Raw genomic sequence first — 26894 nt, 5'->3', positions numbered from 1 at the left:
TCTTATTCCAACTGGCAATAAACAAACTGCCGCAAAATGCGGCAGATTCGCAATTCAGCGAAGCGTTACAGTCGACCCAGATCGTTGACCAAGGCTAATAACATCACCCCGACCACCAAGCTGATACCGATCTGTATCCCCCAACCCTGCACCCGATCCGACAAGGGGCGACCACGCACCCACTCGACCAGATAAAACAACAGATGCCCCCCATCCAATACTGGAATGGGCAGCAAATTCAGAACACCCAGGCTGATACTCAGATAAGCCAGGAAATTCAGGAAATCCGCGACACCCGACTGGGCAGAAGCGCCCGCCACTTTAGCAATGGTTATCGGTCCACTCAAGTTTTTTACCGAGAGCTCGCCGAACAACATTTTCTTGAGGGATTCGAGGGTCAGCACACTCATGGTCCAGGTGCGTTTTGCACCCTCGCCAATGGCCGCCAGCGGCCCGAAACTGACCTCACGCACCATCGAGGGCGGCCACTCCGGACTCTTGACGCCTGCACCCAGGTAACCCCCGGCCGCCTTGGCTTCCCCACGTACCGCCAGGGTCACGGGGACGTCAATTTGAGCACCGTCACGCTCAATTTTCAGCACAATCCTTGTATCAGGGCGTACGCGCACCAGGTCGACTACCTGCTGCCACTCACCCAACGCCTGGCCATCGAGGGCCAGCAAGCGATCGCCGGTTTTCAGACCCGCGGCCTGGGCCGGACCCTTCGGATCCAGCTCGGCAAGCACTGGCGGCAGCGCAGGACGCCATGGACGGATGCCCAGGGACTTGATCGGATCAGGCTCGTCAGCGCCCTTGAGCCAATGGTCCAAGGCCAACGTGCGCGGGGTCTCGGCACTGGAATCCTGCTCACGCACCACGACGTTGACGGTGCCGCTTTCACCCAAACGACGTACCAGCTGCAAATTGACCGCGCCCCAACCCGTCGTCGGCTCACCATCAATGGAAACAATTTCCTGCCCTGCGACCAGACCTGCCTTGGCGGCGATACTGTCCGCCTCGACCGCGCCGATGACAGGACGCACCTGCTCGCTGCCGAGCATGGCCAGGACCCAGAAAAACAGCATCGCCAGGAGGAAGTTGGCGATCGGACCGGCCGCAACAATGGCGATACGCTGACGAACGGTCTTGCGATTGAAGGATTGGTCCACCTGATCGGCCGGCACTTCGCCTTCACGCTCATCGAGCATCTTGACATAGCCACCCAACGGGATGGCCGCGATCACGAACTCGGTGCCGTGCCGGTCGTGCCAGCGAACCAGCGGCATGCCGAAGCCGACGGAAAAGCGCAGTACCTTGACGCCGCAACGACGTGCCACCCAGAAGTGGCCGAATTCGTGGAAGGTAACCAGCACACCCAGAGCAACCAGGGTGCCGACAATCATGTAAAGCGCACTCATCTAATTTCTCCGCATTCCAATCCAGTGCCCCAAGGCTCAATCGCGCCCACAAGACTAACGCGCGTTGAGGTCCAACCATTGCTCGGCCAAGGCGCGCGCCTTGGTGTCCGCCTCGAATACCGCGCCGAGGTCGTTCACCGCGACCACGGGCTCAAGACTCAGGACGTCCTCGATGATACTCGCGATCTGCGGAAAGCGGATGCGCCGTTCGAGAAACGCCGCCACGGCCACTTCATTCGCCGCATTGAGCATCGCCGGCGCGCTGTTACCCGCCTCCGCGGCCTCACGTGCCAGACGCAGGCACGGAAAACGTTGCTCGTCCGGCGCCTCGAAGTCCAGGCGGGCAATGGCAAACAGATCCAGTGGCGCCACGCCGGAATCAATTCGCTCCGGCCAGGCCAGGGCATTGGCGATCGGGGTGCGCATATCCGGATTGCCCAATTGGGCCAATACCGAGCCATCCACGTAGTCGACCAGTGAATGAATCACACTTTGCGGGTGAATCACCACCTCGACCTGATCCGGTCGCGCATCGAACAACCAGCAGGCTTCGATCAACTCCAGGCCTTTATTCATCATGCTTGCCGAGTCCACGGAGATCTTGCGCCCCATCGACCAGTTAGGATGAGCGCACGCCTGGTCCGGAGACACCTGCTCCAACTCCCCCAAGGGAGTTTGCCGGAAAGGACCACCCGACGCGGTCAGCAGAATCCGACGCACACCCACCTGTCCCAGGCCGCGAGCAAAGTCGCCGGGCATGCATTGGAAGATCGCATTGTGTTCACTGTCGAGGGGCAGCAATACGGCGCCGCTCTTGCGCACCGCCTGCATGAAGAGCGCGCCGGACATCACCAGCGCTTCTTTGTTGGCCAGCAGGATCTTCTTGCCCGCATCCACGGCAGCCAAGGTCGGACGCAAGCCGGCGGCACCGACGATAGCGGCCACCACCGTATCCACCTCGGCATCGGCCGAGACCTGGCACAACCCCTCCTCCCCCACCAGCACCTGAGTGGCCAGCCCGGCAGCCCGCAGATCATCCTGCAGGCCCCGTGCAGCCGAACGCCCGGGCACGACAGCAAAGCGCGGCACGTGGCGCACGCACAGTGCCAGCAGTTCGCTGAGACGGGTGAACCCGGTCAGGGCAAACACTTGATAGCGGTCGGGATGACGAGCGATCACATCCAGGGCGCTCAACCCTACCGAGCCGGTTGCACCCAGCACGGTCACTTGTTGCAGGCGGCTCACGAAGCGGTCATCCACAACAGCACGGCAAAGATCGGGATGGCTGCGGTAAGGCTATCGATACGATCCAGCACCCCGCCATGACCCGGCAGCAGGTTGCTGCTGTCCTTGATCCCGGCCTGGCGCTTGAACATGCTTTCGGTGAGATCACCGACCACCGAGATAAATACGACGATGGCCGTACCCAGCAGGGCCAGGAAGATTTCCTTCGCCGACCAGTCGCGCACCAGACCCACCACAAGCGTGATCACCAGCGTCAACGCCAGGCCGCCATACACGCCTTCCCAACTCTTGCCCGGACTGACTGACGGCGCCAGCTTGCGCTTGCCGAATGCCCGGCCAGAGAAGTAGGCGCCGATGTCTGCGCCCCAGACCAGCACCATCACCGCCATGATCAGCCAGTTACCCATCGGCGAATTCTTGATCTCCACCAGCCCTTGCCAGGCAGGCAACAGAATCAACAAGCCAATCACCAGCTTGCTGGCGACACTGGACCACTGGCCACTGCTGCGCGGAAAAGTCAGCACCAGGTAGGTCGCAAGCGCCCACCACAGCACCGCTGCCCCCAACACCCAGGGCACGATAATGCTCGACAGGGTATGCATCAGAAACAGCAGTACCGCCACCACAAGGGCATACGCCACACGCGGCAGCTGCGCATTGAAACCTGCCAATCGCGCCCATTCCCAGGCACCCAGGGTGACCACCAGGCCGATAAACAGCGCAAAGCCGGAGCCATCCAGCAGGAAAAACCCGCACAAGGCAATCGGCAACAGTATCAGTGCTGTGATGATTCGTTGTTTAAGCATTTAAACCCGGGCTCCAGCTTCGATCTGCTCACTCGTTTTACCGAAGCGACGCTGACGGGAAGCGAAATCGGCCAGCGCAGTGCGCATGGCATCGTGTTTGAAGTCCGGCCAGAACAGGTCGGAGAAGTACAGCTCGGTATAGGCCAATTGCCATAAGAGGAAATTGCTGATGCGATGCTCACCACCGGTACGGATACACAAGTCAGGCAACGGCAGGTCGCCGGTCACCAGGCAGGTCTGTAACAGTTCAGGCGTGATGTCGTCCGGCCGCAGATGACCGGCCTGCACTTCGCGGGCCAGTCGCTGCGCAGCCTGGGCAATATCCCACTGGCCACCGTAATTGGCGGCGATTTGCAGCACAAAGCGGTCAGTGCCGGCAGTGATCGCCTCGGCTTCACGCATGGCCGCCTGCAGTTCCGGGTGAAAGCGCGAGCGGTCGCCGATGATGCGCAGGCTGATGTTGTTGTCATTCAGGCGCTTGGCCTCACGACGCAGGGCCTTGAAGAACAGATCCATCAAGGCACTGACTTCTTCGGCGGGCCGCTGCCAGTTTTCACTGGAGAACGCGAACAGGGTCAATACCTCGACCTTGGCCTCGGCACACACCTCGATCACGGCCCGTACCGCATCGACACCCGCCTTATGCCCGGCAACACCCGGCATAAAACGCTTCTTCGCCCAGCGATTATTCCCATCCATGATGATCGCGACATGGCGCGGCACCACGGAGGGCACAGTCTGCTTGGTCTTTTCCATGAAGGCGTCCTGACCCCTTATACGGCCATCAGGTCCTTTTCTTTTTCTTCGGTTGCCTGGGTGATCTTCGCCTCGGCTTCCTTGGTCAGCTTGTCGATATCGGCGACGGCACGACGCTCTTCGTCTTCGCTGATTTCCTTGTCCTTGACCAACTTCTTCAGCTCGCCCAAGGCATCACGACGAATGTTACGCACTGCAACACGCGCATCTTCAGCCGCGCTGCGGGCCTGCTTGGTGAAGCCCTTGCGGGTTTCTTCAGTCAGGGCCGGCATGGAGATCAACAGCAACTCACCCAGGTTGGTCGGGTTGAGGTTCAGGCCGGCGCTCTGGATGGCCTTGTCGACTGCAGCGAGCATGTTGCGCTCGAAAGCCACGACCTGCAGGGTGCGCGAATCCTTTACGGTAACGTTGGCCACGCCGCTCAGCGGGGTATCAGCGCCGTAATAAGGCACCATCACGCTGCCCAGGATGCTCGGGTGCGCCTTGCCGGTACGAATCTGGCCAAATGCGTGGCTCAGAGACTCCAGGGATTTCTGCATACGCGCTTGGGCGTCTTTCTTGATTTCGTTGATCATTGTTGGCCTTCCTCGATCAGAGTCCCTTCCGCGCCGCCGTGTACGATATTCAGCAGGGCACCGGGCTTGTTCATGTTAAATACGCGCAGCGGCATCTTGTGGTCGCGGCACAGGCAAATAGCCGTCAGGTCCATCACGCCCAGCTTGCGATCCAGCACTTCATCGTAGGTCAGATGATCGAACTTCTCGGCATGCGGGTCTTTGAATGGGTCTGCGGTGTACACGCCATCTACCTTGGTCGCCTTGAGCACCACGTCGGCATCGATCTCGATGGCGCGCAGGCAAGCAGCCGAGTCCGTGGTGAAGAACGGGTTGCCGGTACCGGCAGCGAAGATCACCACCTCTTTGGCGTTCAGGTGGCGCATGGCTTTGCGACGATCATAGTGATCGGTCACACCCACCATGGAAATAGCCGACATCACGATAGCCGAGATATTGGCACGCTCCAGGGCGTCACGCATGGCCAGGGCGTTCATCACAGTGGCCAGCATGCCCATGTGGTCGCCGGTGACCCGATCCATGCCGGCCGCACTCAGTGCTGCGCCGCGGAACAGGTTACCGCCACCGATCACCAGGCCGACCTGTACGCCGATGCCGACCAACTGGCCGACTTCCAGCGCCATGCGGTCGAGTACCTTGGGGTCGATCCCGAACTCTTCCGAGCCCATCAGGGCCTCGCCGCTAAGCTTGAGTAGAATGCGTTTATAGCGAGCCTGATAACCACTGCCCTGCTGAGCCATTGCGAATCTCTCCTGCGGCGTATTTTTAAAAAATTCTTGGCGAGCCGTTTACGGCTTGCGTTCACTCTAGCTGGACGCTCTCACAGCGCCATCGGAACACGGCTTTGTAAGCCAGTTCCGAGGGTAAGCCAAATTAAATCGGCCTGCCCATTTGAAAAGAGGCTGCGCGCGTGAGCGGGCAGCCTCTTTCGGGCGACAGTTAAAAACTGTCTTATTGCTTGGCGGCAGCCAGCTGGGCAGCAACTTCTTCAGCGAAGTTGTCGACCGGCTTCTCGATGCCTTCGCCTACCTTGAAGTAAGTGAAGGAAACAATTTCAGCACCGGCTTTCTTGGCCAGTTCGCCAACCTTGACTTCAGGGTTCTTGACGAACGCCTGCTCAACCAGGCTTGCTTCGGCCAGGAACTTGCTGATACGGCCCTTGACCATGTTCTCAACAATGTTTTCTGGCTTGCCTTTGATTTTTTCTTCGTTCAGCTGCAGGAACACAGCTTTTTCACGCTCGATCGCTTCGGCAGAAACTTCCGAAGGCAGCAGGAACTCAGGGTTGCTGGCCGCTACGTGCATAGCGATGTCTTTGGCCAGCTCAACGTTGCCGCCTTTCAGGACCACTGCAACGCCGATCTTGTTGCCGTGCAGGTAACCACCGACAACATCACCTTCAACGCGTACCAGGCGACGGATGTTGACGTTTTCGCCAACCTTGCCGACCAGTACCAGGCGATCAGCTTCTTGAGCGGCGATCAGCGGAGCGACGTCAGTCAGCTTGTCGGCGAACGCTTTTTCAACGCTGGCAGCAACAAATGCCTTGAAGTCGTCCTGCAGGGCCAGGAAGTCGGTCTGGGAGTTCACTTCCAGCAGAACAGCAGATTTGCCGTCTTCTTTCAGAGCGATAGCGCCTTCAGCAGCCACGTTGCCTGCTTTCTTGGCAGCCTTGATGGCGCCGGAAGCACGCATGTCATCAATGGCTTTTTCGATGTCGCCGTCAGCCTTTTCCAGGGCTTTCTTGCAATCCATCATGCCTTCGCCGGTACGCTCACGCAGTTCTTTAACCAACGCTGCAGTAATTGCTGCCATTTTCAAATTCCTCTTGGATAGGTTTTCAACCATTCCACCCGATCGAACGGGGGATCAATTCTTCCCGAACCACCCTTGTTAGCCGCTGCACGTTACAGGTGATGTAGCTGCGCTGCTGACAAATGGTTTTCGAGGTGGCAAAAAGGGGGCCAAGCCCCCTTTTTGCTTACTGAGTCAACGCCAGGGCGTCAATTACTCAGCTGCGGCTACCGGAGCTTCTTCAACGAACTGCTCGGTGCCACCAGCAACGTGGTTGCGACCACGGATGACAGCGTCAGCCATCGAACCCATGTACAGCTGGATGGCGCGGATGGCGTCATCGTTGCCTGGGATGATGTAGTCAACGCCTTCCGGGCTGCTGTTGGTATCGACTACGCCGATAACAGGAATGCCCAGCTTGTTGGCTTCGGTGATCGCGATGCGCTCGTGATCAACGTCGATAACGAACAGTGCGTCAGGCAGACCGCCCATGTCCTTGATACCACCCAGGGAACGATCGAGCTTTTCCAGGTCACGAGTGCGCATCAGCGCTTCTTTCTTGGTCAGCTTGGCGAAAGTACCGTCTTCGGCCTGCACTTCAAGGTCACGCAGACGCTTGATGGAAGCACGGATGGTTTTGAAGTTGGTCAGCATGCCGCCCAACCAGCGGTGATCGACGTACGGCGAACCGCAACGTGCTGCTTCTTCAGCAACGATCTTGCCAGCGGAACGCTTGGTGCCGACGAACAGGATCTTGTTTTTGCCCTGGGCCAGGCGCTCTACGAAAGTCAGAGCTTCGTTGAACATTGGCAGGGTTTTTTCAAGGTTGATGATGTGGATCTTGTTACGCGCGCCGAAAATGTACTTACCCATTTTCGGGTTCCAGTAACGGGTCTGGTGACCGAAGTGCACACCGGCCTTCAGCATATCGCGCATGTTGACTTGGGACATGATAGTTCCTTAATAAGTCGGGTTTGGCCTCCACGTATCCCAATGACCAACCAGCGGCATCAAGGCCTCCGGCACCCAGGTCATCGTGTCGACACGTGTGTGGATTTAAGCTTTTCGGGGTATCCCCGGAAAGCGGCGCATTTTATACCACACGAAGGGCGAAAACGAAACACGCAATCACATTTGGCGTGGGCGACGTGTACGCAACCCTTTGAATAGAGCCGATATAACCCCATTTGATAGAGAGAAGCGATCGTCGGGGGCTCATGATTTGCCGCCCGCGTCTGTTAGAATCGCGTTTTTTGGCGCTTGTGCGAACTCTGCAACCTTTTGTCGCACGCCCGTAAACCGTATTGATTTCAGCGCATCGCGCTAGAGAGAGCCTGTATGACCGTTAGTTTGAAAACCGCCGAAGACATCGCCGGCATGCGCATTGCCGGCAAACTGGCTGCCGACGTGCTGGAAATGATCGCCGAGCACGTCAAGCCCGGCGTTACCACGGAAACCCTGAACCAGATCTGCCACGACTATATAGTCAATGTGCAGGGCGCCATTCCTGCGCCGCTGAACTACAAGGGCTTCCCCAAGTCGATCTGTACTTCGGTCAATCACGTGGTCTGCCACGGGATTCCGGGCGACAAGCCGTTGAAGGACGGCGACACCCTGAACATCGACGTCACCGTGATCAAGGACCGCTACTTCGGCGACACCAGCCGCATGTTCCACGTCGGCACCGTGCCGGTGTGGGCCGAGCGCCTGTCCCAGGTCACCCAGGAATGCATGTACAAGGCCATCGAGATCGTCAAGCCTGGCTGCCGCCTAGGCGACATCGGTGAAGTGATCCAGAAGCACGCCGAAAAGAACGGTTTCTCGGTGGTGCGCGAATTCTGCGGCCACGGTATCGGCACGGTCTTCCACGAAGAACCGCAGATCCTGCACTACGGCCGCGCCGGCACCGGCATGGAGCTCAAGGCAGGCATGACCTTTACCATCGAGCCGATGATCAACCAGGGCAAGGCCGACACCAAGGTGCTGGGCGACGGCTGGACCGCCATCACCAAGGACCGCAAGCTCTCGGCCCAGTGGGAACACACCCTGCTGGTCACCGAGACCGGCTACGAGATCTTCACCCTGCGCGCCGACGACACGATCCCACGCGTTTCGGCGTGAAGGGCTGCCAAGGTTTTCCCAAACTGTGTTGTGACTGACTGATAGATAGAAAGGAAAGCCGATCAATGCCCCAGGTGGATCCCGAACTCTTCGACCGTGGCCAGTTCCAGGCCGAGCTGGCACTGAAAGCGAGCCCCATCGCCGCATTCAAAAAGGCGATCCGCCAGGCCCGCGAGGTGCTCGACGAGCGCTTTCGCAGCGGCCGGGACATCCGTCGGCTGATCGAAGACCGCGCCTGGTTCGTCGATAACATCCTGCAAAAAGCCTGGGAACAGTTCAGTTGGAGCGAAGACGCCGATATTGCCCTGGTGGCGGTCGGCGGCTACGGTCGTGGCGAGCTGCACCCGTACTCCGACATCGACCTGCTGATCCTGCTGGACAGCGCCGACCATGAGATCTTTCGCGACTCCATCGAGCGCTTTCTGACACTGCTGTGGGACATCGGCCTGGAAGTCGGCCAGAGCGTGCGCTCGGTGGATGAGTGCGCCGAAGAGGCCCGCGCCGACCTGACCGTCATCACCAACCTGATGGAAAGCCGCACCATCGCCGGCCCCGAGCGCCTGCGCCAGCGCATGCTCGAAGTCACCAGCACCGCGCACATGTGGCCGAGCAAGGATTTCTTCCTGGCCAAGCGTGCCGAGCAGAAGGCCCGGCACCACAAGTACAACGACACCGAATACAACCTCGAACCCAACGTCAAAGGCTCGCCGGGCGGGTTGCGCGACATCCAGACGATTCTGTGGGTCGCACGTCGCCAATACGGCACCCTGAACCTGCGCGCCCTGGCCGGCGAAGGCTTCCTGGTAGAGAGCGAAAATGCCCTGCTGGCGTCGTCCCAGGAATTCCTGTGGAAAGTGCGCTACGCCCTGCACATGCTCGCCGGGCGCTCCGAAGATCGCCTGCTGTTCGACCACCAGCGCTCCATCGCCACCCTGCTGGGGTTTGAAGGCGAAGACGCGAAGACCAGCATCGAAAGCTTCATGCAGCAGTACTACCGGGTGGTCATGAGCATTGCCCAGCTCAGCGACCTGATCATCCAGCATTTCGAAGAAGTGATCCTCGCTCCGGAAGACGAAGCACCGCCGCAGCCGATCAATTCGCGCTTCCAACTGCACGACGGCTATATCGAGGCACGCAACGACAACGTGTTCCGCCGCACTCCGTTCGCCATGCTGGAAATCTTCGTGCTGATGGCCCAGCAGCCGGAAATCAAGGGCGTACGCGCCGACACCATCCGCCTGCTGCGGGAAAACCGTCACCTGATCGACGACGACTTTCGCAACGACATTCGCAACACCAGCCTGTTTATCGAGCTGTTCAAGTGCAAGATCGGCATCCATCGCAACCTGCGGCGCATGAACCGCTATGGCATCCTCGGGCGTTACCTGCCGGAGTTCGGGTTTATCGTCGGGCAGATGCAGCACGACCTGTTCCACATCTACACCGTGGACGCCCACACCCTCAACCTGATCAAGCACTTGCGCAAGTTGCAGTACACCCAGGTATCAGAGAAATTCCCGCTGGCCAGCAAGCTCATGGCCAAGCTGCCCAAGCCGGAGTTGATCTACCTCGCCGGCCTGTACCACGACATCGGCAAGGGCCGGCATGGCGACCACTCGGAAATCGGCGCGGTGGATGCCGAGGCGTTCTGCCAGCGCCACCAGTTGCCACTGTGGGACAGCCGCCTGATCGTGTGGCTGGTGCAGAACCACCTGGTGATGTCGACCACTGCCCAGCGCAAGGACTTGTCCGACCCGCAGGTGATCCACGACTTCGCCGGGATCGTCGGCGATGAAACCCGCCTCGACTACCTGTACGTGCTGACCGTCTCCGACATCAACGCCACCAACCCGACCCTGTGGAACTCCTGGCGCGCCAGCCTGTTGCGCCAGCTCTACACCGAGACCAAGCGCGCGCTGCGCCGTGGCCTGGAAAACCCGGTGGACCGCGAAGAGCAGATCCGCCGCACCCAAAGCGCCGCCCTGGACATCCTGGTGCGCGGCGGCAACGACCCGGACGACGTCGAGCAGTTGTGGTCGCAATTGGGGGACGATTACTTCCTGCGCCACACCGCCGGCGATGTCGCCTGGCACAGTGACGCGATCCTGCAGCAGCCGGCCGATGGCGGCCCGCTGGTGTTGATCAAGGAAACCACCCAGCGCGAATTCGAAGGCGGCACGCAGATCTTCATCTATGCACCCGACCAGCACGACTTCTTCGCCGTGACCGTGGCGGCCATGGACCAGCTCAACCTGAATATCCATGACGCCCGGGTCATCACCTCCAGCAGCCAGTTCACCCTCGACACCTATATCGTGCTCGACACCGAAGGCGAGTCCATCGGCGATAACCCGGCGCGGGTGAAAAAGATCCGCGAAGGCCTGACCGAAGCCCTGCGTAACCCCGACGACTACCCGACGATCATCCAGCGCCGGGTACCGCGTCAGCTCAAGCACTTTGCCTTTGCGCCCCAGGTGACCATTTCCAACGATGCACAGCGCCCGGTGACCGTACTGGAACTCAGCGCGCCGGACCGGCCAGGCCTGCTGGCGCGGATCGGCGGCATTTTCCTGGAATTCGATTTGTCACTGCAGAACGCCAAGATTGCGACCCTCGGCGAGCGGGTGGAGGACGTGTTCTTTATTACCGATGCCGATAACCAGCCGCTGTCCGACCCGGAGCTGTGCCTGCGCTTGCAGGCGGCGATCGTGCAGCAGTTGAGCGTGCCCCAGGAACCCGGTGTCGAGCTGACGCGCCTGACGATTTGATACCAGGAGCGGCCCACCGCTCCCTCCCAGTTTTTAACGCCTTGCACGAGATCCACCGATGAACAACGCCCTGAACCAGCTCCAGCCCTACCCGTTCGAAAAGCTGCGCGCCCTGCTGGGCAGCGTCACGCCGAACCCGGACAAGCGCCCGATCGCGTTGTCCATCGGCGAACCCAAGCACAAATCGCCGCAGTTCGTTGCCGATGCCCTGGCTAACAACCTCGACCAGATGGCGGTCTACCCCACCACCCTGGGCATCCCGGCCTTGCGCGAGGCCATCGGTGGCTGGTGCGAACGCCGCTTCGACGTCCCCAAGGGCTGGCTGGATCCGGCGCGCACTATCCTGCCGGTCAACGGCACCCGTGAAGCGTTGTTCGCCTTCACCCAGACCGTGGTCAACCGGGGCGATGACGCGCTGGTGGTCAGTCCGAACCCCTTCTACCAGATCTACGAAGGCGCCGCGTTCCTGGCCGGGGCCAAGCCGCACTACCTGCCATGCCTGGATGAAAACGGCTTCAACCCGGATTTCGACGCGGTATCGCCAGACATCTGGAAACGCTGCCAGATCCTGTTCCTCTGCTCCCCCGGCAACCCGACCGGTGCACTGATCCCGGTCGACACCCTGAAAAAACTCATCGCCCTGGCCGACGAATATGACTTCGTTATCGCCGCCGACGAGTGCTACAGCGAACTGTACTTCGACGAACAAACCCCGCCACCGGGCCTGCTCAGCGCGTGCGTCGAGCTGGGCCGCCAGGACTTCAAGCGTTGCGTGGTGTTCCACAGCCTGTCCAAGCGCTCCAACCTGCCAGGCCTGCGCTCCGGTTTTGTTGCTGGCGACGCCGAGATCCTCAAGGGTTTCCTGCTGTACCGCACTTACCATGGCTGTGCGATGCCGGTGCAAACCCAGCTGGCAAGCATCGCGGCCTGGCAGGACGAGGCCCATGTGCAGGCCAACCGCGACCTGTACCGCGAGAAGTTTGATGCCGTGCTGGCGATCCTCAAGCCGGTGCTGGACGTACAGGCCCCGGACGGCGGCTTCTACCTGTGGCCGAATGTGCAAGGCGATGATGCCGCGTTCTGCCGCGATTTGTTCGTGGAGGAACACGTGACCGTGGTGCCGGGTTCGTACCTCTCCCGGGAAGTGGATGGCGTGAACCCCGGCGCCGGGCGCGTACGCCTGGCGTTGGTTGCGCCGCTGGCCGAATGTGTGGAAGCGGCTGAGCGTATTCGGGACTTCATTCAGCGTCGTCGATAGGCAACCGGGTCATTTCATCTGGCCCAGATTCGCCTCACTCATATCCAGCTCCGCCAACACTTCCCTCAAAACGTCATCACCAATTTGGTGATGACGGCTCAAGCTGTACAACTCCAAGCGTTGCGCACGCAGGGCCTTGAGCCGCAGTTTTCGCTCAAGCAGGTCCATCTGCATCGCGAGCGCCTGGGCTTCGGCCGAGTCGTTGAACACTTCCAACTGATGGCGGTATTCCGACATCAACCGTGCCTTTAGCTCCGTAGCCAGCGCCGCCTGGGCGGCGTCGGACGTTTCCGAGTCTAAGGGCTCTTCCGCCTCCAGTGCGTGAATCGCTGCCACGGCGGTTTTTTTCCAGGCCTCGCGCACTTCGTTATGGCGCTTTTCATCCGGACTCTTTTCAACGCCCCGCAAGAGCAGCGGCAGGGCGATGCAGGCGGCGATCAGTGACAGCAGGATCACACCGGCAGCGATAAAGATCAGCAGGTCGCGCTCGGGGAAATCCTGGCCTGGCACCAGCAGCAATGGCACCGACATTACACCGGCCAGGGTCACCGCACCGCGCACACCGCCCACGGTCAACAGCCAGCAGGAACGCGCAGTGGGCACCAGGGTCAACTCACTTTTCCCACGCAGCCGCCGGAGCAAACCCGATAGGCGCCAGATGCTCTGCACCCAGATAAAACGCAGCACCACCAACACCAGGAAAATAGCAATCACATCCAGGCAGCGATACAACAAGGTGGGCCACAGCGTCGGCTCATGACTGGCCACGGCCTTGATGATGTCCGGCAATTGCAGGCCCAGCAGCAGGAAGATCAGGCCATTGAAGGCAAATTCCAGCAATGACCAGACACTGCGATTGAGCAGGCGCGTGCTGGTCTGGCGAGGCAGCAGGTCGAGCCAGCTTTGCATCATGCCCGCCGCGACCGCCGACAAGATGCCCGAGGCGCCGAGCCGTTCGGCCAACACGTAGGCCGCAAACGGCAACAGCAACATGAACACCACATGCGTTGCCGGGTCGTCCCAGCCCCGGGCAATCATCCAGGCACGCAGGCGGCCGACCAGCCAACTCAGCGCCACCCCCACCGCCAGGCCGCCCAAGGCCACCAAGACAAAGGTCAGGCTGGCATCGGCCAACGAGAACACACCGGTCAACGCGGCCGCCAAGGCGAACTTGAAGGTCACCAGGCCCGAGGCGTCATTCATCAACGCTTCGCCCTGAAGCATATGCATCAGCGGCGTCGGCAAGCGGTTCTGGGCAATTGCCGACACGGCCACGGCATCTGTCGGCGACAACACGGCCGCGAGGGCGAAGGCCACCGGCAGCGGGATCGTCGGCAATAGCCAATGAATGAAGTAGCCAGCACCGACCACGGTGAACAGCACCAACCCGACGGCCAGCGTCAGGATCGGCCCACGCAGGCGCCACAATTCGCGCTTGGGCATGCGCCAGCCATCGGAGAACAGCAGCGGGGGCAGGAACAGAAACAGGAACAACTCCGGGTCCAGCGCCACGTGCAGCCCCAGCGTGGGCCAGGCCAGCAAGGCGCCGGCGGCAATCTGCACCAGGGGTAACGGCAGAGGGATGACACGCCCGACCAGACGCGAAACGCTGACCAGCATCAGCAGGATAAGAACGGTGTAGGCGGTTTGCATAACGCGGGTTTCCCGGACGATCGGCTTGCAACGACACACATCAGGCAACAACTGGCCGTTGAAGTGCCATATTACCCGGCTATCTTACCGGCCTATGCTGCGCGCTGGCTTTTGCACAAAAGTCGCACGCTGCTGACGAGCGGCACCCAAAATCTCTGGGCGTGGCATAATCCGTGACCTTTCATTTTCATTGGCACTTGCATCAGTAAAGCAGGGGGGGCAATTCCTTGACCGCTTCAAGCAAAACGTTGCACCTTTTCGGCATCAAAGCCTGCGACACCATGAAAAAGGCGCGCACCTGGCTCGATGAGCACGCGGTGAGCTATGCGTTCCACGACTACAAAACGGCCGGTATCGACCGCGAACACTTGACCCAATGGTGCAACGAGCACGGTTGGCAGGTGGTTTTGAACCGTGCGGGCACCACCTTTCGCAAACTCGAAGACGAACGCAAAGCCGATCTCGATCAGTCGAAAGCCATTGAATTGATGCTCGCGCAACCTTCGATGATCAAGCGCCCGGTGCTTGATCTCGGTGACAGAACCCTGATTGGCTTCAAGCCAGATAGTTATTCGGCGGCCCTCAAGTAGGCCAGCCCTTCCATTTTTGTAGAGGTAACAGCATGTCCAATTCCCTGTTCAGCCTGGGCTTCGGCGTCGGCACTCAGAACCGCCAAGGTGCTTGGCTGGAAGTGTTTTACGCACAACCCTTGCTCAATCCATCGGCTGAAATCGTTGCCGCCATCGCGCCGATCCTCGGCTACAGCGAAGGCAACCAGGCGATCACCTTCACCGTCGCCCAGGCCCTGCAACTGGCCGACGCGCTCAAAGGCGTCGACGCCACCCAAGCCGCCCTGCTGAGCCGCCTGGCTGAAAGCCACACACCGCTGGTCGCCACCTTGCTGGCCGAAGACGCCGCACTGACGTCCACCCCAGAGGCCTACCTCAAGCTGCACCTGCTGTCCCATCGCCTGGTCAAGCCACACGGCCTGAGCCTCGCCGGTGTGTTCCCGCAACTGCCGAACGTGGCCTGGACCAGCCAGGGCGCAATCGACATCAATGAGCTGGCCGAACGCCAACTGGAAGCCCGCCTGCGTGGCGAGTTGCTGGAAGTGTTCTCGGTGGACAAGTTCCCGAAAATGACCGACTACGTGGTACCGAGCGGCGTGCGTATCGCTGATGCCGCGCGTATTCGCCTCGGCGCCTATGTGGGCGAAGGCACCACCGTGATGCACGAAGGTTTCGTCAACTTCAACGCCGGCACCGAAGGCCCGGGCATGATCGAAGGCCGTGTATCGGCTGGCGTGTTCGTCGGCAAGGGTTCGGACTTGGGCGGCGGTTGCTCGACCATGGGCACCCTGTCGGGCGGCGGCAACATCGTGATCAAGGTCGGCGAAGGCTGCCTGATCGGCGCCAACGCCGGTATCGGTATCCCATTGGGCGACCGCAACACCGTGGAGTCGGGCCTGTACGTCACCGCCGGCACCAAGGTTGCACTGCTGGACGAGTCGAACCAACTGGTCAAAGTGGTCAAGGCGCGCGAGCTGGCCGGCCAACCGGACCTGCTGTTCCGCCGTAACTCCGAGACCGGTGCCGTGGAGTGCAAAACCCACAAATCGGCCATCGAACTGAACGAAGCGCTGCACGCTCACAACTAAGCAGCCACTCGATGCCACTAGCGGGCCCCGACCCTGGGGCTCGCTTATACGAGTCTTGAACACCATGCTTGTGCCCTCCCCCTGGCGCGCCGACTTTCCGGCCATCGCCACCCTGCAACGGCAAGACCAGACCTACCTGGACAACGCCGCGACGACGCAAAAACCCCAGGCCCTGCTGGATGCCATCAGCCATTACTACGCCAATGGCGCCGCCAATGTGCACCGTGCCCAGCATTTGCCGGGCGCCCATGCGACCCAGGCCTTCGAGGACAGTCGCAGCAAGGTTGCGCAGTGGTTGAATGCAGGTGACAGCGGGCAAATCGTGTTCACCCACGGCGCGACGTCAGCGCTGAACCTCCTGGCTTATGGCCTTGAGCACTTATTCAATGCGGGCGATGAGATTGTCATCAGCGCCCTGGAACACCACGCCAACCTGTTGCCGTGGCAGCAACTGGCCAAGCGTCGCGCGCTCACCCTGGTGGTATTGCCTCTCGACGATGACGGCGTGACCGACCTGCAAGCCGCCGCCGAGTTGATCGGCCCGCGTACGCGCCTGCTGGCGGTGAGCCAACTGTCCAACGTGCTTGGCACCTGGCAGCCGCTGCCGGCCTTGCTGGCGCTGGCCCAGGCCCACGGCGCCCTGACCGTGGTCGATGGCGCCCAAGGCATCGTCCACGGCCGCCACGACGTGCAGGCCCTGGGCTGCGACTTCTATGTATTTTCCAGCCATAAGCTGTACGGCCCGGACGGCGTCGGCGTGCTGTACGGCAGCCACGCAGCCCTGCATCACCTGCGCCATTGGCAATTCGGTGGCGAGATGGTGCAACAGGCCGACTACCACAGCGCCAGCTTCCGCCCGGCACCGCTGGGGTTCGAAGCCGGCACCCCGCCGATTGCCGGCGTGATCGGCCTGGGCGCGACCCTGGACTATCTGAGTTCGCTGGACCCACAGGCGATTCTCACCCATGAAGCGGCCCTGCATGACTACCTGTTGCGCGGGCTGAACGCGCGCAATGGCGTCCGTGTGTTGGGGTCGCCGCAGGCGGCGCTGGTCAGTTTTGTGGTCGAAGGCGTGCACAACGCCGACCTCGCGCACCTGCTGACCGAACAAGGTATTGCCGTACGTGCCGGCCATCATTGCGCGATGCCGCTGCTCAAGGCGATGCACTTGTCGGGGGCGATCCGCGTCTCCCTGGCGCTGTATAACGATTCCGATGACCTGGAACGCTTCTTTGAAGCGCTGGACCGGGCGCTGGATATGCTGCGATGAGCCTGCCGGTGGTTGCAATTGCTGCGCTAGAAGCCTTCCAGTCAGTAGGCAGCTGGGAGCAACGCGCTCGAATGCTGATGCAGTGGGGTGAACGCCTGCCCGTATTGGCGGATGAGGAGAAGGTCGATGCCAACCTGGTGCAGGGCTGTGAGAGCCTGGTGTGGTTGGTGGGGCGCTTGCACGATGGCCACTGGCAGTTCGCCGCGAGCAGCGATGCGCGGATGATTCGTGGCTTGGTGGCATTGCTGCTGGCACGGGTCAATGGGCTGTCGGCGGACGAGTTGCAGGCGGTCGACTTGCCTGACTGGTTCAATCAGCTAGGGCTTTCCCGTCAACTGTCGCCGTCGCGCAGCAATGGGCTGAATGCAGTCCTGCAGCGCATGCGAACGCTAAGCCATACACAGGACTAAATGTGGGAGGGAGCAAGTCGAATCCTCGCACCGCCCCTCCCACATTTGAACCGTCTAAAGTTCTGAGACTCAGGTCGGTTTGACCCGTTCCGAGGGCCTGCGCACCCCGGCCACAATCTTGTCCACCGCCTTGGTCGCCGCGACCATGCCGAAAGTCGCCGTCACCATCATCACCGCGCCAAACCCGCCGGCGCAGTCCAGCTTCACCCCATCACCGACAAAACTCTTCTGCAAACAGATGCTGCCATCCGGCTTGGGGTAGCGCAGTTGCTCGGTGGAAAACACGCACGGCACGCTGTAGTGGCGGGTCACGGTGCGGGAAAAGCCGTAGTCACGGCGCAAGGTGGAACGCACTTTCGACGCCAAGGGATCATTAAAGGTGCGGTTCAGGTCGCAGACCTGGATCAGCGTCGGGTCGATCTGCCCACCGGCGCCACCGGTGGTGATGATCTGGATCTTGCGGCGCTTGCACCAGGCAATCAGTGCGGCCTTGGCGTTAACCGCGTCGATGCAGTCGATCACGCAATCGATGTTGGGCGTGATGTACTCGGCCATGGTGTCGCGGGTGACGAAATCCGCTACCGCATGCACCGTGCAATCCGGGTTGATCGCGCGCAGGCGCTCGGCCATCACCTCGACCTTGGGCTTGCCCACGGTACTGTCCAAGGCGTGCAGCTGGCGGTTGCTGTTGCTGACGCAGACGTCGTCCAGGTCGAACAGCGAAATCTCGCCCACCCCGCAACGGGCCATGGCTTCCGCCGCCCACGAGCCGACGCCACCGACGCCGACGATCGCCACATGGGCCGCTTTCAAGCGCTCCAGGCCTTCAATGCCATACAAGCGGGCGACGCCTGCAAACCGCGGATCTTCTGTACTCATGACCATTACCCCAAAAACCGGCGCGCATTATAGGACTACGCAGCGACAAGTTTTAAGCTACAAGCTACAAGTTAAGAACTTAGATGTACTTTCGCTGCCCAATGTCCGGTTTTTCTCGGCTTGCTGTACGGTCAGGGAAAGGCCGGTGTAGGATGCGCGCCGTTCGGTGCAGGCCGACACCTCTTTTCGTTCCACACCCTTTGGAACCCGACATAACCATGGCATCGCGTAAATTTGGACTCAACCTGGTGATAGTGCTGGCAATTGCCGCGCTGTTCACCGGCTTCTGGGCGCTGATCAACCGCCCGGTCACTGCTCCCAACTGGCCCGAGCAGATATCCGGTTTTTCCTACTCGCCGTTCCAGCAAGGCCAGTACCCGCAGAAAGACCAGTACCCCACCGACGAGCAGATGCGTCGCGATCTGGAGATCATGAGCAAGCTGACGGATAACATCCGCACCTACTCGGTCGACGGCACGCTGGGGGACATTCCCAAGCTCGCCGAAGAGTTCGGCCTGCGCGTAACGCTGGGGATCTGGATCAGCCCGGACCTGGAGCGTAACGAGCGCGAAGTCCAGCGCGCCATCGAGATCGCCAACAGCTCGCGCAGTGTCGTGCGGGTTGTCGTCGGTAACGAGGCGCTGTTCCGTGAAGAGATCACCCCTGAAGCACTGATCGTGCTGCTGGACCGGGTGCGCGGCGCCGTGAAAGTACCGGTGACGACCTCCGAGCAATGGCATATCTGGGAAAAGAACCCGCAACTGGCCAAGCACGTCGACCTGATCGCCGCGCACATCCTGCCGTTCTGGGAGTACATCCCGATGGACAAGGCCGGCCAGTACGTACTCGACCGCGCCAAGGACCTGAAGAAACTGTTCCCGAAAAAGCCGCTGCTGCTGTCGGAAGTGGGCTGGCCAAGTAACGGCCGGATGCGCGGCGGGAATGAAACGTCCCCCGCAGACCAGGCCATTTACCTGCGTACGCTGGTGAACAAGCTGAACCGCCAGGGCTACAACTACTTCGTGATCGAGGCCTTCGACCAGCCGTGGAAGGTCAGCGACGAAGGCTCGGCCGGCGCGTATTGGGGCGTCTACAACGCCGCGCGCCAGCAGAAATTCAACTTCGAAGGGCCGGTGGTGGCAATCCCGCAGTGGCGCGTCCTGGCGATCGGCTCGGTGGTGCTCGCCTTGCTGTCCCTGACCCTGCTGATGATCGACGGCTCATCCCTGCGCCAGCGTGGCCGCACCTTCCTGACCTTTATCGCGTTCCTCTGCGGTTCCGTACTGGTGTGGATCGGCTACGACTACAGCCAGCAATACAGCACCTGGTTCAGCGTGACCATCGGCATCTTGTTGGCCTTGGGCGCCCTGGGCGTGTTCATTGTGTTGCTGACCGAAGCCCACGAACTGGCGGAAGCGGTATGGACCCACAAGCGCCGGCGTGAATTCCTGCCGGTGGAAGGGGAATCGGACTACCGCCCGAAAGTGTCGATCCATGTGCCGTGCTACAACGAGCCGCCAGAGATGGTCAAACAGACCCTCGACGCCCTGGCGGCCCTCGATTACCCGGACTATGAAGTCCTGATCATCGACAACAACACCAAGGACCCGGCGGTATGGGAACCGGTGCGCGACTACTGCGAAACCCTGGGCCCGCGCTTCAAGTTCTTCCACGTCGCACCCCTGGCCGGTTTCAAGGGCGGTGCACTGAACTACCTGATCCCGCACACCGCCAAGGATGCCGAAGTGATCGCGGTGATCGACTCGGACTACTGCGTGTCGCCGAACTGGCTCAAGCACATGGTGCCGCACTTCGCCGACCCGAAAATCGCCGTGGTGCAGTCGCCGCAGGACTACCGCGATCAGAACGAAAGCACCTTCAAGAAGCTCTGCTACGCCGAATACAAAGGCTTCTTCCATATCGGTATGGTCACCCGTAACGACCGCGACGCGATCATCCAGCACGGCACCATGACCATGACCCGTCGCTCGGTGCTCGAGGAACTGGGCTGGGCCGACTGGTGCATCTGCGAAGACGCCGAACTCGGCCTGCGGGTATTCGAGAAAGGCCTGTCGGCGGCGTACTACCACGACAGCTACGGCAAGGGCCTGATGCCGGATACCTTTATCGACTTCAAGAAACAGCGTTTCCGCTGGGCCTATGGCGCGATCCAGATCATCAAGCGTCACACCGCCAGCCTGCTGCGCGGCAAAGACACCGAGCTGACCCGTGGCCAGCGCTACCACTTCCTCGCGGGCTGGTTGCCGTGGGTGGCGGACGGCATGAACATCTTCTTCACCGTCGGCGCGCTGTTGTGGTCGGCGGCGATGATCATCGTGCCGACGCGGGTCGACCCGCCGCTGCTGATTTTCGCGATCCCGCCGCTGGCGTTGTTCGTGTTCAAGGTGGGCAAGATCATCTTCCTCTACCGCCGCGCGGTAGGTGTGAACCTCAAGGATGCATTCTGCGCCGCCCTGGCTGGCCTGGCGTTGTCCCACACCATCGCCAAGGCGGTGCTGTATGGCTTCTTCACCACCAGCATTCCGTTCTTTCGTACCCCGAAAAACGCGGATAACCACGGCTTCTGGGTAGCGATTTCCGAAGCCCGCGAAGAAATGTTCATCATGCTGCTGTTGTGGGGCGCGGCGCTGGGGATCTACCTGGTGCAAGGCCTGCCGAGCAATGACATACGTTTCTGGGTGGTGATGCTGCTGGTGCAATCGCTGCCGTATGTGGCGGCGTTGATCATGGCGTTCCTGTCGTCGCTGCCGAAACCAGCCGTGGCACCTGAGCCTGCACCCGTGGCTTAAAAACTTGCGCAATGCACTAAACGGCGGCCTCTGGCCGCCGTTTTGCTATAAGATAACGGCCATTTTGTCCGCCCGCCCCGCTCTTCCAGACATGCTTCCCGGAGTTTTCCCATGACGGCCCATGCCGACCTTTCGCCGACCCTTCAACTTGCCATCGACCTGATCCGTCGCCCCTCGGTCACGCCGATCGACGCCGATTGCCAGAAGCTGATGATGCAGCGCCTGGGCGACGCCGGTTTTGCGCTGGAGCCGATGCGCATCGAGGACGTGGACAACTTCTGGGCCACCCATGGCAAGCACGACGGCCCGGTGCTGTGCTTCGCCGGCCACACCGACGTGGTTCCCACCGGTCCGGTGCAAGCCTGGCAGAACGACCCGTTCGACGCATTGATCGACGAAAACGGCATGCTCTGCGGGCGTGGCGCGGCCGACATGAAGGGCAGCCTGGCCGCCATGCTGGTGGCGGCCGAGCGCTTCGTCAGCGACTACCCGGACCACAAGGGCTCGGTCGCGTTCCTGATCACCAGCGATGAGGAAGGCCCGGCGCACCATGGCACCAAGGCCGTGATCGAACGCCTGGCCGCGCGCAAGGAGCGCCTGGACTGGTGCATCGTCGGCGAACCGTCGAGCACCACCCTGGTGGGTGACGTGGTCAAGAACGGCCGTCGCGGCTCCCTCGGTGCCACCCTGACCGTGCGCGGCGTACAGGGCCATGTGGCCTACCCGCACCTGGCGAAGAACCCGATCCACCTGGCCGCGCCGGCCCTGGCCGAACTGGCCGCCGAGCACTGGGACAACGGCAACGCCTTCTTCCCGCCGACCAGCTTCCAGATTTCCAACCTCAACTCTGGCACCGGCGCCACCAACGTGATTCCGGGTGACCTGACGGCGGTGTTCAACTTCCGTTTTTCCACCGAATCCACTGTCGAAGGCCTGCAACAGCGCGTTGCGGCGATTCTCGACAAGCATGGCCTGGACTGGCATGTGGAGTGGGCGCTGTCGGGCCTGCCGTTCCTCACCGAGCCGGGCGCGTTGCTCGATGCGGTGTCGGCCAGCATCAAGGCGATCACCGGGCGTGAGACCCAGGCCTCCACCAGTGGCGGTACCTCCGATGGGCGCTTCATCGCGACCCTTGGCACCCAGGTGGTCGAGTTGGGCCCGGTGAACGCGACGATCCACCAGGTCAACGAGCGGATCCTGGCCAGCGACCTCGACGTGCTGACCGAAATCTATTACCAGACCCTGATCAAGTTGCTCGCCTGATGCTGGCCTGCCCGATTTGCAGCGCCCCGCTCAACGCGGTGGACAATGGCGTGGCGTGCCCGGCCGGGCACCGTTTCGACCGCGCGCGCCAGGGTTACCTGAACCTGCTGCCGGTGCAGCACAAGAACAGCCGCGACCCGGGCGACAACCTGGCCATGGTCGAGGCGCGCCGTGACTTTCTCAACGCCGGGCACTACGCCCCGGTGGCCAAGCGCCTGGCCGAGCTGGCCGCCGAACGCGCACCGCAGCGCTGGGTGGACATCGGTTGCGGCGAGGGTTACTACACCGCGCAAATCGCCGCGGCCCTGCCCCATGCCGATGGCTACGCGCTGGACATTTCCAAGGAAGCGGTCAAGCGCGCGTGCAAACGCGACCCGGCGCTGACCTGGTTGATCGCCAGCATGGCCCGCGTGCCGTTGGCCGACGCCAGCTGCCAGTTCCTCGCCAGTGTGTTCAGCCCGTTGGATTGGCAAGAGGCCAGGCGCCTGCTCAGTCCCGGCGGCGGCCTGATGAAGGTCGGCCCGACCAGCGGCCACCTGATGGAACTGCGCGAGCGCCTGTACGACCAAGTGCGCGAGTACACCGACGACAAGCACCTGGCCCTGGTGCCGGACGGCATGAGCCTGGCCCACAGCGAAACCCTGGAATTCACCTTGAGCCTGGCCGAGCCCCGGGACCGCGCCAACCTGCTGGCCATGACCCCTCACGGCTGGCGCGCCAGTGCCGAGCGCCGTGCCGAGGTGATCGAGGCGGCCGAGCCGCTGCTGGTCACGGTGTCGATGCGCTACGATTATTTCGTGCTTCAATAACCGACTTTTAACCATCCGCGAATGGATTTTCGAATCCCGCAACGAGGAATATCCATGCGCCAACCCGATATCGAGATTTACCTGAAGGACGCCGACGTCGACTACAAGGCCATCGCCGCCTGGCTGGGCGCTGCCCTGGGCCCTTGCAGCGACTGGGTCCAACGTGGCCAGACCTACAAGTGCAAGGCCGGCAATGTGCCCGTCACCTGGCTGCCGAAAGCCGTAGGCAAGTGGAACAGCCTGTACCTGGAAAGTGACCAGACACCGTGGGAAGACGACATTGCCTGTGCCCGCGCTGCGTTTGCTGCGCTGAATGTTGAAGTACGTTGCGCACCGGGTAGCTGGATCGAGGAAGAAGGTGAGGAAAGCGCCGACACCTGGATCCGCATCAGCGCGGACGGTGAAGAGCAGATCACCTGGAAAACAGCTTAAAAAGCAGCTGCAAGCTGCAAGTCATAGCGCTTGCAGCTTGTAGCTTGCCGCTCGGCCTACAGGCCGACCACATCCTCCGCCTGCAACCCCTTCTCGCCGCTTACCACGGCGTATTCCACTTGCTGGCCCTCGGCCAACGAACGGTGGCCGTCGCCGCGAATGGCGCGGTAGTGCACAAACACATCCTTGCCATCTTCACGCTGGATAAAGCCATAGCCCTTGGCGTCGTTGAACCACTTCACATTGCCTGTCTCGCGCGTTGCCATCTGTTCACTCCCACTTGATTGTTATTGTTGAGCCGATCGCGTTGAACTGCCGAGTATAAGACAGGCTCAAAAACGATCAACTCAAGTTTACATCGCTGCTTTTTTGCCGATTTTCGGCGAATACGGCACACTACCCGCCCGAGCGCCTGCTCGGTTTTTCCCACTTGAAGCAGCTCGCCTATGACCCGCTCCCCGTTCCGCCGTCTGGTGTTTGGCACCTTGCGCCGACTGTTGTACCTCTGGGTTCGCTCGGAGACGATCAACCAGTCGTCCCTTACCCTCAACCTGGACCGCAGCCGGCCGGTGTTTTACGTCCTGCAATCGCCCTCCCTCACCGAATTGGCCGTGGTCGATGCCGAGTGCACCAAGGCCGGCCTGCCGCGCCCGGTACTGCCGGTATCGGTGGGCCCGCTGATGGAACCCGCGGCGTTCTTCTACCTCACGCCCGAGCCGGACTGGCTGGGGCGTCAGGACAAGCGCGGCGCGCCGCCGACCCTGACCCGCCTGGTCAACACCCTCAGCGAACACGCCGAAGAGAATGCACAAATCATTCCGGTCAGCGTGTTCTGGGGACAAACCCCTGCGAGCGAGTCCAGCCCGTGGAAACTGCTGTTTGCCGACAGCTGGGCGGTCACTGGGCGTCTACGCCGGTTGTTGAGCATCCTGATCCTGGGGCGCAAGACCCGCGTGCAATTCTCCGCGCCCATCAACCTGCGTGAATTGATCGAGCACAATAAAGGCCACGAACGCACCGTGCGCATGGCCCAACGTATCCTGCGCGTGCACTTTCGTAACCTGAAGACGGCGGTGATCGGCCCCGATTTGTCCCACCGGCGCAATCTGGTGAAAGGCCTGGTCAACATGCCATTGGTGCGCCAGGCCATCCTTGACGAAGCCGAACGGGAAAAAATCAGCCCGGAAAAAGCCAAGGCCCTAGCCCTGCGCTACGGCAACGAGATCGCCTCGGACTACACCTACACCGCGATCCGCTTCCTGGAAGTGGTGTTGAGCTGGTTCTGGAACAAGATCTACGACGGCATCAAGGTCAATAACATCGAGGGCGTGCAACAGGTTGCCCAGGGCTACGAGGTAATTTATGTGCCTTGCCACCGCAGCCATATCGACTACCTGCTGCTGTCCTACCTGCTGTTCAAGAACGGCCTGACCCCGCCGCATATCGCCGCCGGCATCAACCTGAACATGCCGGTAATCGGCAGCCTGTTGCGCCGTGGCGGTGCGTTTTTCATGCGCCGCACCTTCAAGGGCAACCCGCTGTACACCTCGGTGTTCAACGAATACCTGCACACCTTGTTCACCAAGGGCTTCCCGGTGGAGTACTTCGTCGAAGGCGGGCGCTCGCGCACCGGGCGCATGCTGCAGCCGAAGACCGGGATGCTGGCGATTACGCTGCGCAGTTTCCTGCGCTCCTCGCGCATGCCGATCGTGTTCGTGCCGGTGTATATCGGCTATGAGCGCGTGCTCGAAGGCCGCACCTACCTCGGTGAGCTGCGGGGTGCGAGCAAGAAGAAAGAGTCGATCTTCGATATTTTCAAAGTGGTCGGCGCGCTCAAGCAGCGCTTTGGCCAGGTCGCGGTCAACTTCGGCGAGCCGATCAAGCTGGCTGAGTTCCTCGACGCCGAGCAACCGGACTGGCGCAGCCAGGAACTGGGCCCGAACTACAAACCGGCCTGGCTCAACGAAACCACCAATCGCCTCGGCGAACAGGTGGCCCGCCACTTGAACGAAGCCGCCGCCGTGAACCCGGTGAACCTGGTGGCCCTGGCGCTGCTGTCGACCACGCGCCTGGCCCTGGATGAACAGGCCATGGCCCGCCAGTTGGACCTGTACCTGGCGCTGCTGCGCCGCGTGCCTTATTCGCCCCACACCACCTTGCCCGAAGGCGACGGCCTGGCGCTGATCAAGCACGTCAAGGACATGGACCTGCTGTCGGAACAGAGCGATGCCTTGGGCAAGATTCTGTACCTGGACGAGCAGAACGCCGTCCTGATGACCTACTACCGCAACAACGTACTGCACATCTTCGCCCTGCCGGCGCTGCTGGCCAGCTTCTTCCAGAGCAGCTCGCGGATGAGCCGCGAGCAGATCCTGCGCTATACCCACGCGCTGTACCCGTACCTGCAATCGGAGCTGTTTATCCGCTGGTCGCTGGAAGAGTTGGATACGGTGGTCGATCAATGGCTGGACGCGTTCGTCGAACAAGGCCTGCTGCGCTTCGAAAACAATGTGTTCCTGCGCCCGGCACCAAGCTCGCGACACTTCGTACTGCTGACCCTGCTGTCCAAGACCATCGCCCAGACCCTGCAACGCTTCTACATGGCGATCTCGCTGCTGCTCAACAGCGGCCAGAACAGCATCAGCGCCGAAGAACTGGAAGACCTGTGCACGATCATGGCCCAACGCCTGTCGATCCTGCATGGCCTCAACGCCCCGGAGTTCTTCGACAAGAGCCTTTTCCGACATTTCATCCAGACCTTGCTGGAACAAGATGTGCTGCGTCGCGACGAGGCCGGCAAGTTGAGCTACCACGACCTGCTCGGCGAACTGGCCGAAGGTGCGGCCAAGCGCGTGTTGCCCGCGGAGATTCGCTTGTCGATCCGCCAGGTGGCCTTGCACCGTGTGGATGGCGCAGCCGAAGCGCCGGTGGAAGCGGAAGAAACACGCTAGATTGAACAAGGCGCCAGTT

The 26894-nt window shown here is 61.2% G+C and carries 23 protein-coding genes; 12 read left to right on the top strand and 11 right to left on the bottom strand.

Annotated features, from left to right (window positions below; translation table 11 throughout):
• Positions 1 to 65: 65 nt before the first annotated feature.
• From rseP to rpsB, 8 genes are all read right to left on the bottom strand, one after another.
• Positions 66 to 1418: a sigma E protease regulator RseP gene (rseP, locus tag BLW22_RS03940; protein ID WP_065926456.1), complete on the bottom strand. Its 1353-nt coding sequence runs from the start codon at positions 1416 to 1418 to the stop codon at positions 66 to 68.
• A 54-nt stretch (positions 1419 to 1472) separates the two neighbouring features.
• The gene (ispC, locus tag BLW22_RS03935) at positions 1473 to 2663 is read right to left on the bottom strand and encodes a 1-deoxy-D-xylulose-5-phosphate reductoisomerase (RefSeq protein ID WP_074844239.1); all 1191 of its coding nucleotides are present in this window, start codon (positions 2661 to 2663) and stop codon (positions 1473 to 1475) included.
• Positions 2660 to 3469, bottom strand: coding sequence for a phosphatidate cytidylyltransferase (locus BLW22_RS03930; protein WP_065926458.1), 810 nt, complete (start codon positions 3467 to 3469; stop codon positions 2660 to 2662). The genes ispC and BLW22_RS03930 overlap by 4 nt, the downstream gene beginning before the upstream one ends.
• Positions 3470 to 4225 (bottom strand): polyprenyl diphosphate synthase, encoded by a 756-nt coding sequence (gene uppS / locus BLW22_RS03925; RefSeq protein ID WP_027604478.1) that lies wholly within the window; start codon positions 4223 to 4225, stop codon positions 3470 to 3472.
• 17 nt (positions 4226 to 4242) lie between these two features.
• Positions 4243 to 4800, bottom strand: a complete 558-nt coding sequence (frr, locus tag BLW22_RS03920; protein WP_065926459.1) for a ribosome recycling factor — start codon at positions 4798 to 4800, stop codon at positions 4243 to 4245.
• Positions 4797 to 5540: a UMP kinase gene (pyrH, locus tag BLW22_RS03915; protein WP_003172271.1), complete on the bottom strand. Its 744-nt coding sequence runs from the start codon at positions 5538 to 5540 to the stop codon at positions 4797 to 4799. Before pyrH ends, frr begins: the two co-directional genes overlap by 4 nt.
• 211 nt (positions 5541 to 5751) lie before the next feature.
• Positions 5752 to 6615: a translation elongation factor Ts gene (tsf, locus tag BLW22_RS03910; protein ID WP_065926460.1), complete on the bottom strand. Its 864-nt coding sequence runs from the start codon at positions 6613 to 6615 to the stop codon at positions 5752 to 5754.
• Between the two features lie 192 nt (positions 6616 to 6807).
• A complete protein-coding gene (gene rpsB, locus BLW22_RS03905) occupies positions 6808 to 7545 on the bottom strand; it encodes a 30S ribosomal protein S2 (RefSeq protein WP_003219330.1) in 738 nt (245 codons plus the stop codon).
• A gap of 387 nt (positions 7546 to 7932) precedes the next feature.
• Between rpsB and map the strand changes: the two genes are divergently transcribed.
• The 3 genes from map to dapC all read left to right on the top strand — a co-directional run bounded on the left by map (position 7933) and on the right by dapC (position 12741).
• The gene (map, locus tag BLW22_RS03900) at positions 7933 to 8715 is read left to right on the top strand and encodes a type I methionyl aminopeptidase (RefSeq protein WP_012722594.1); all 783 of its coding nucleotides are present in this window, start codon (positions 7933 to 7935) and stop codon (positions 8713 to 8715) included.
• 65 nt (positions 8716 to 8780) lie between these two features.
• Positions 8781 to 11483, top strand: a complete 2703-nt coding sequence (locus BLW22_RS03895; protein WP_027604481.1) for a [protein-PII] uridylyltransferase — start codon at positions 8781 to 8783, stop codon at positions 11481 to 11483.
• A gap of 58 nt (positions 11484 to 11541) precedes the next feature.
• Complete coding sequence (dapC, locus tag BLW22_RS03890; protein WP_065926461.1) at positions 11542 to 12741, top strand: succinyldiaminopimelate transaminase; 1200 nt, start codon at positions 11542 to 11544, stop codon at positions 12739 to 12741.
• 9 nt (positions 12742 to 12750) lie between these two features.
• On the opposite strand, the gene BLW22_RS03885 is transcribed toward dapC, so the two are convergent.
• The gene (locus BLW22_RS03885) at positions 12751 to 14394 is read right to left on the bottom strand and encodes a Na+/H+ antiporter (protein ID WP_065948797.1); all 1644 of its coding nucleotides are present in this window, start codon (positions 14392 to 14394) and stop codon (positions 12751 to 12753) included.
• Positions 14395 to 14675: 281 nt separating this feature from the next.
• Between BLW22_RS03885 and BLW22_RS03880 the strand changes: the two genes are divergently transcribed.
• From BLW22_RS03880 to BLW22_RS03865, 4 genes are all read left to right on the top strand, one after another.
• Positions 14676 to 14984 (top strand): arsenate reductase, encoded by a 309-nt coding sequence (locus tag BLW22_RS03880; protein ID WP_232005376.1) that lies wholly within the window; start codon positions 14676 to 14678, stop codon positions 14982 to 14984.
• A gap of 32 nt (positions 14985 to 15016) precedes the next feature.
• Entirely contained in the window at positions 15017 to 16051 is a 1035-nt protein-coding gene (gene dapD, locus BLW22_RS03875) for a 2,3,4,5-tetrahydropyridine-2,6-dicarboxylate N-succinyltransferase (protein WP_027604485.1), read from the top strand.
• Positions 16052 to 16115: 64 nt separating this feature from the next.
• On the top strand, positions 16116 to 17321 hold the full coding sequence (locus BLW22_RS03870; protein ID WP_065948848.1) for an aminotransferase class V-fold PLP-dependent enzyme: 1206 nt from the start codon (positions 16116 to 16118) through the stop codon (positions 17319 to 17321).
• Complete coding sequence (locus BLW22_RS03865; RefSeq protein ID WP_065948849.1) at positions 17318 to 17731, top strand: SufE family protein; 414 nt, start codon at positions 17318 to 17320, stop codon at positions 17729 to 17731. Before BLW22_RS03870 ends, BLW22_RS03865 begins: the two co-directional genes overlap by 4 nt.
• 69 nt (positions 17732 to 17800) lie before the next feature.
• Here the strand turns inward: BLW22_RS03865 and tcdA are convergent, their stop codons facing one another.
• A complete protein-coding gene (gene tcdA, locus BLW22_RS03860; RefSeq protein ID WP_046036662.1) occupies positions 17801 to 18610 on the bottom strand; it encodes a tRNA cyclic N6-threonylcarbamoyladenosine(37) synthase TcdA in 810 nt (269 codons plus the stop codon).
• Positions 18611 to 18828: 218 nt separating this feature from the next.
• Here tcdA and BLW22_RS03855 point away from each other — a divergent pair, with 218 nt between their 5' ends.
• The 4 genes from BLW22_RS03855 (at position 18829) to BLW22_RS03840 (ending at position 23924) form a co-directional block, all read left to right on the top strand.
• Positions 18829 to 21420: a glycosyltransferase gene (locus BLW22_RS03855; RefSeq protein WP_074844236.1), complete on the top strand. Its 2592-nt coding sequence runs from the start codon at positions 18829 to 18831 to the stop codon at positions 21418 to 21420.
• A 111-nt stretch (positions 21421 to 21531) separates the two neighbouring features.
• Positions 21532 to 22683 carry a succinyl-diaminopimelate desuccinylase gene (gene dapE, locus BLW22_RS03850; protein WP_027604490.1) on the top strand — a complete coding sequence of 384 codons (1152 nt, stop codon included), beginning with the start codon at positions 21532 to 21534 and terminating at the stop codon, positions 22681 to 22683.
• Entirely contained in the window at positions 22683 to 23492 is an 810-nt protein-coding gene (locus tag BLW22_RS03845; RefSeq protein WP_065948850.1) for a putative RNA methyltransferase, read from the top strand. Before dapE ends, BLW22_RS03845 begins: the two co-directional genes overlap by 1 nt.
• Before the next feature lie 54 nt (positions 23493 to 23546).
• Entirely contained in the window at positions 23547 to 23924 is a 378-nt protein-coding gene (locus BLW22_RS03840) for a hypothetical protein (RefSeq protein ID WP_065926469.1), read from the top strand.
• A 56-nt stretch (positions 23925 to 23980) separates the two neighbouring features.
• On the opposite strand, the gene BLW22_RS03835 is transcribed toward BLW22_RS03840, so the two are convergent.
• Complete coding sequence (locus tag BLW22_RS03835; protein ID WP_017529713.1) at positions 23981 to 24190, bottom strand: cold shock domain-containing protein; 210 nt, start codon at positions 24188 to 24190, stop codon at positions 23981 to 23983.
• Between the two features lie 180 nt (positions 24191 to 24370).
• Between BLW22_RS03835 and plsB the strand changes: the two genes are divergently transcribed.
• The gene (gene plsB, locus BLW22_RS03830) at positions 24371 to 26875 is read left to right on the top strand and encodes a glycerol-3-phosphate 1-O-acyltransferase PlsB (protein WP_065926470.1); all 2505 of its coding nucleotides are present in this window, start codon (positions 24371 to 24373) and stop codon (positions 26873 to 26875) included.
• The last annotated feature ends 19 nt before the right edge of the window (positions 26876 to 26894 follow it).

This window comes from Pseudomonas marginalis, from assembly GCF_900105325.1.
GTDB lineage: Bacteria > Pseudomonadota > Gammaproteobacteria > Pseudomonadales > Pseudomonadaceae > Aquipseudomonas > Aquipseudomonas marginalis.
This window is presented reverse-complemented; position numbering and strand designations above follow the sequence as displayed.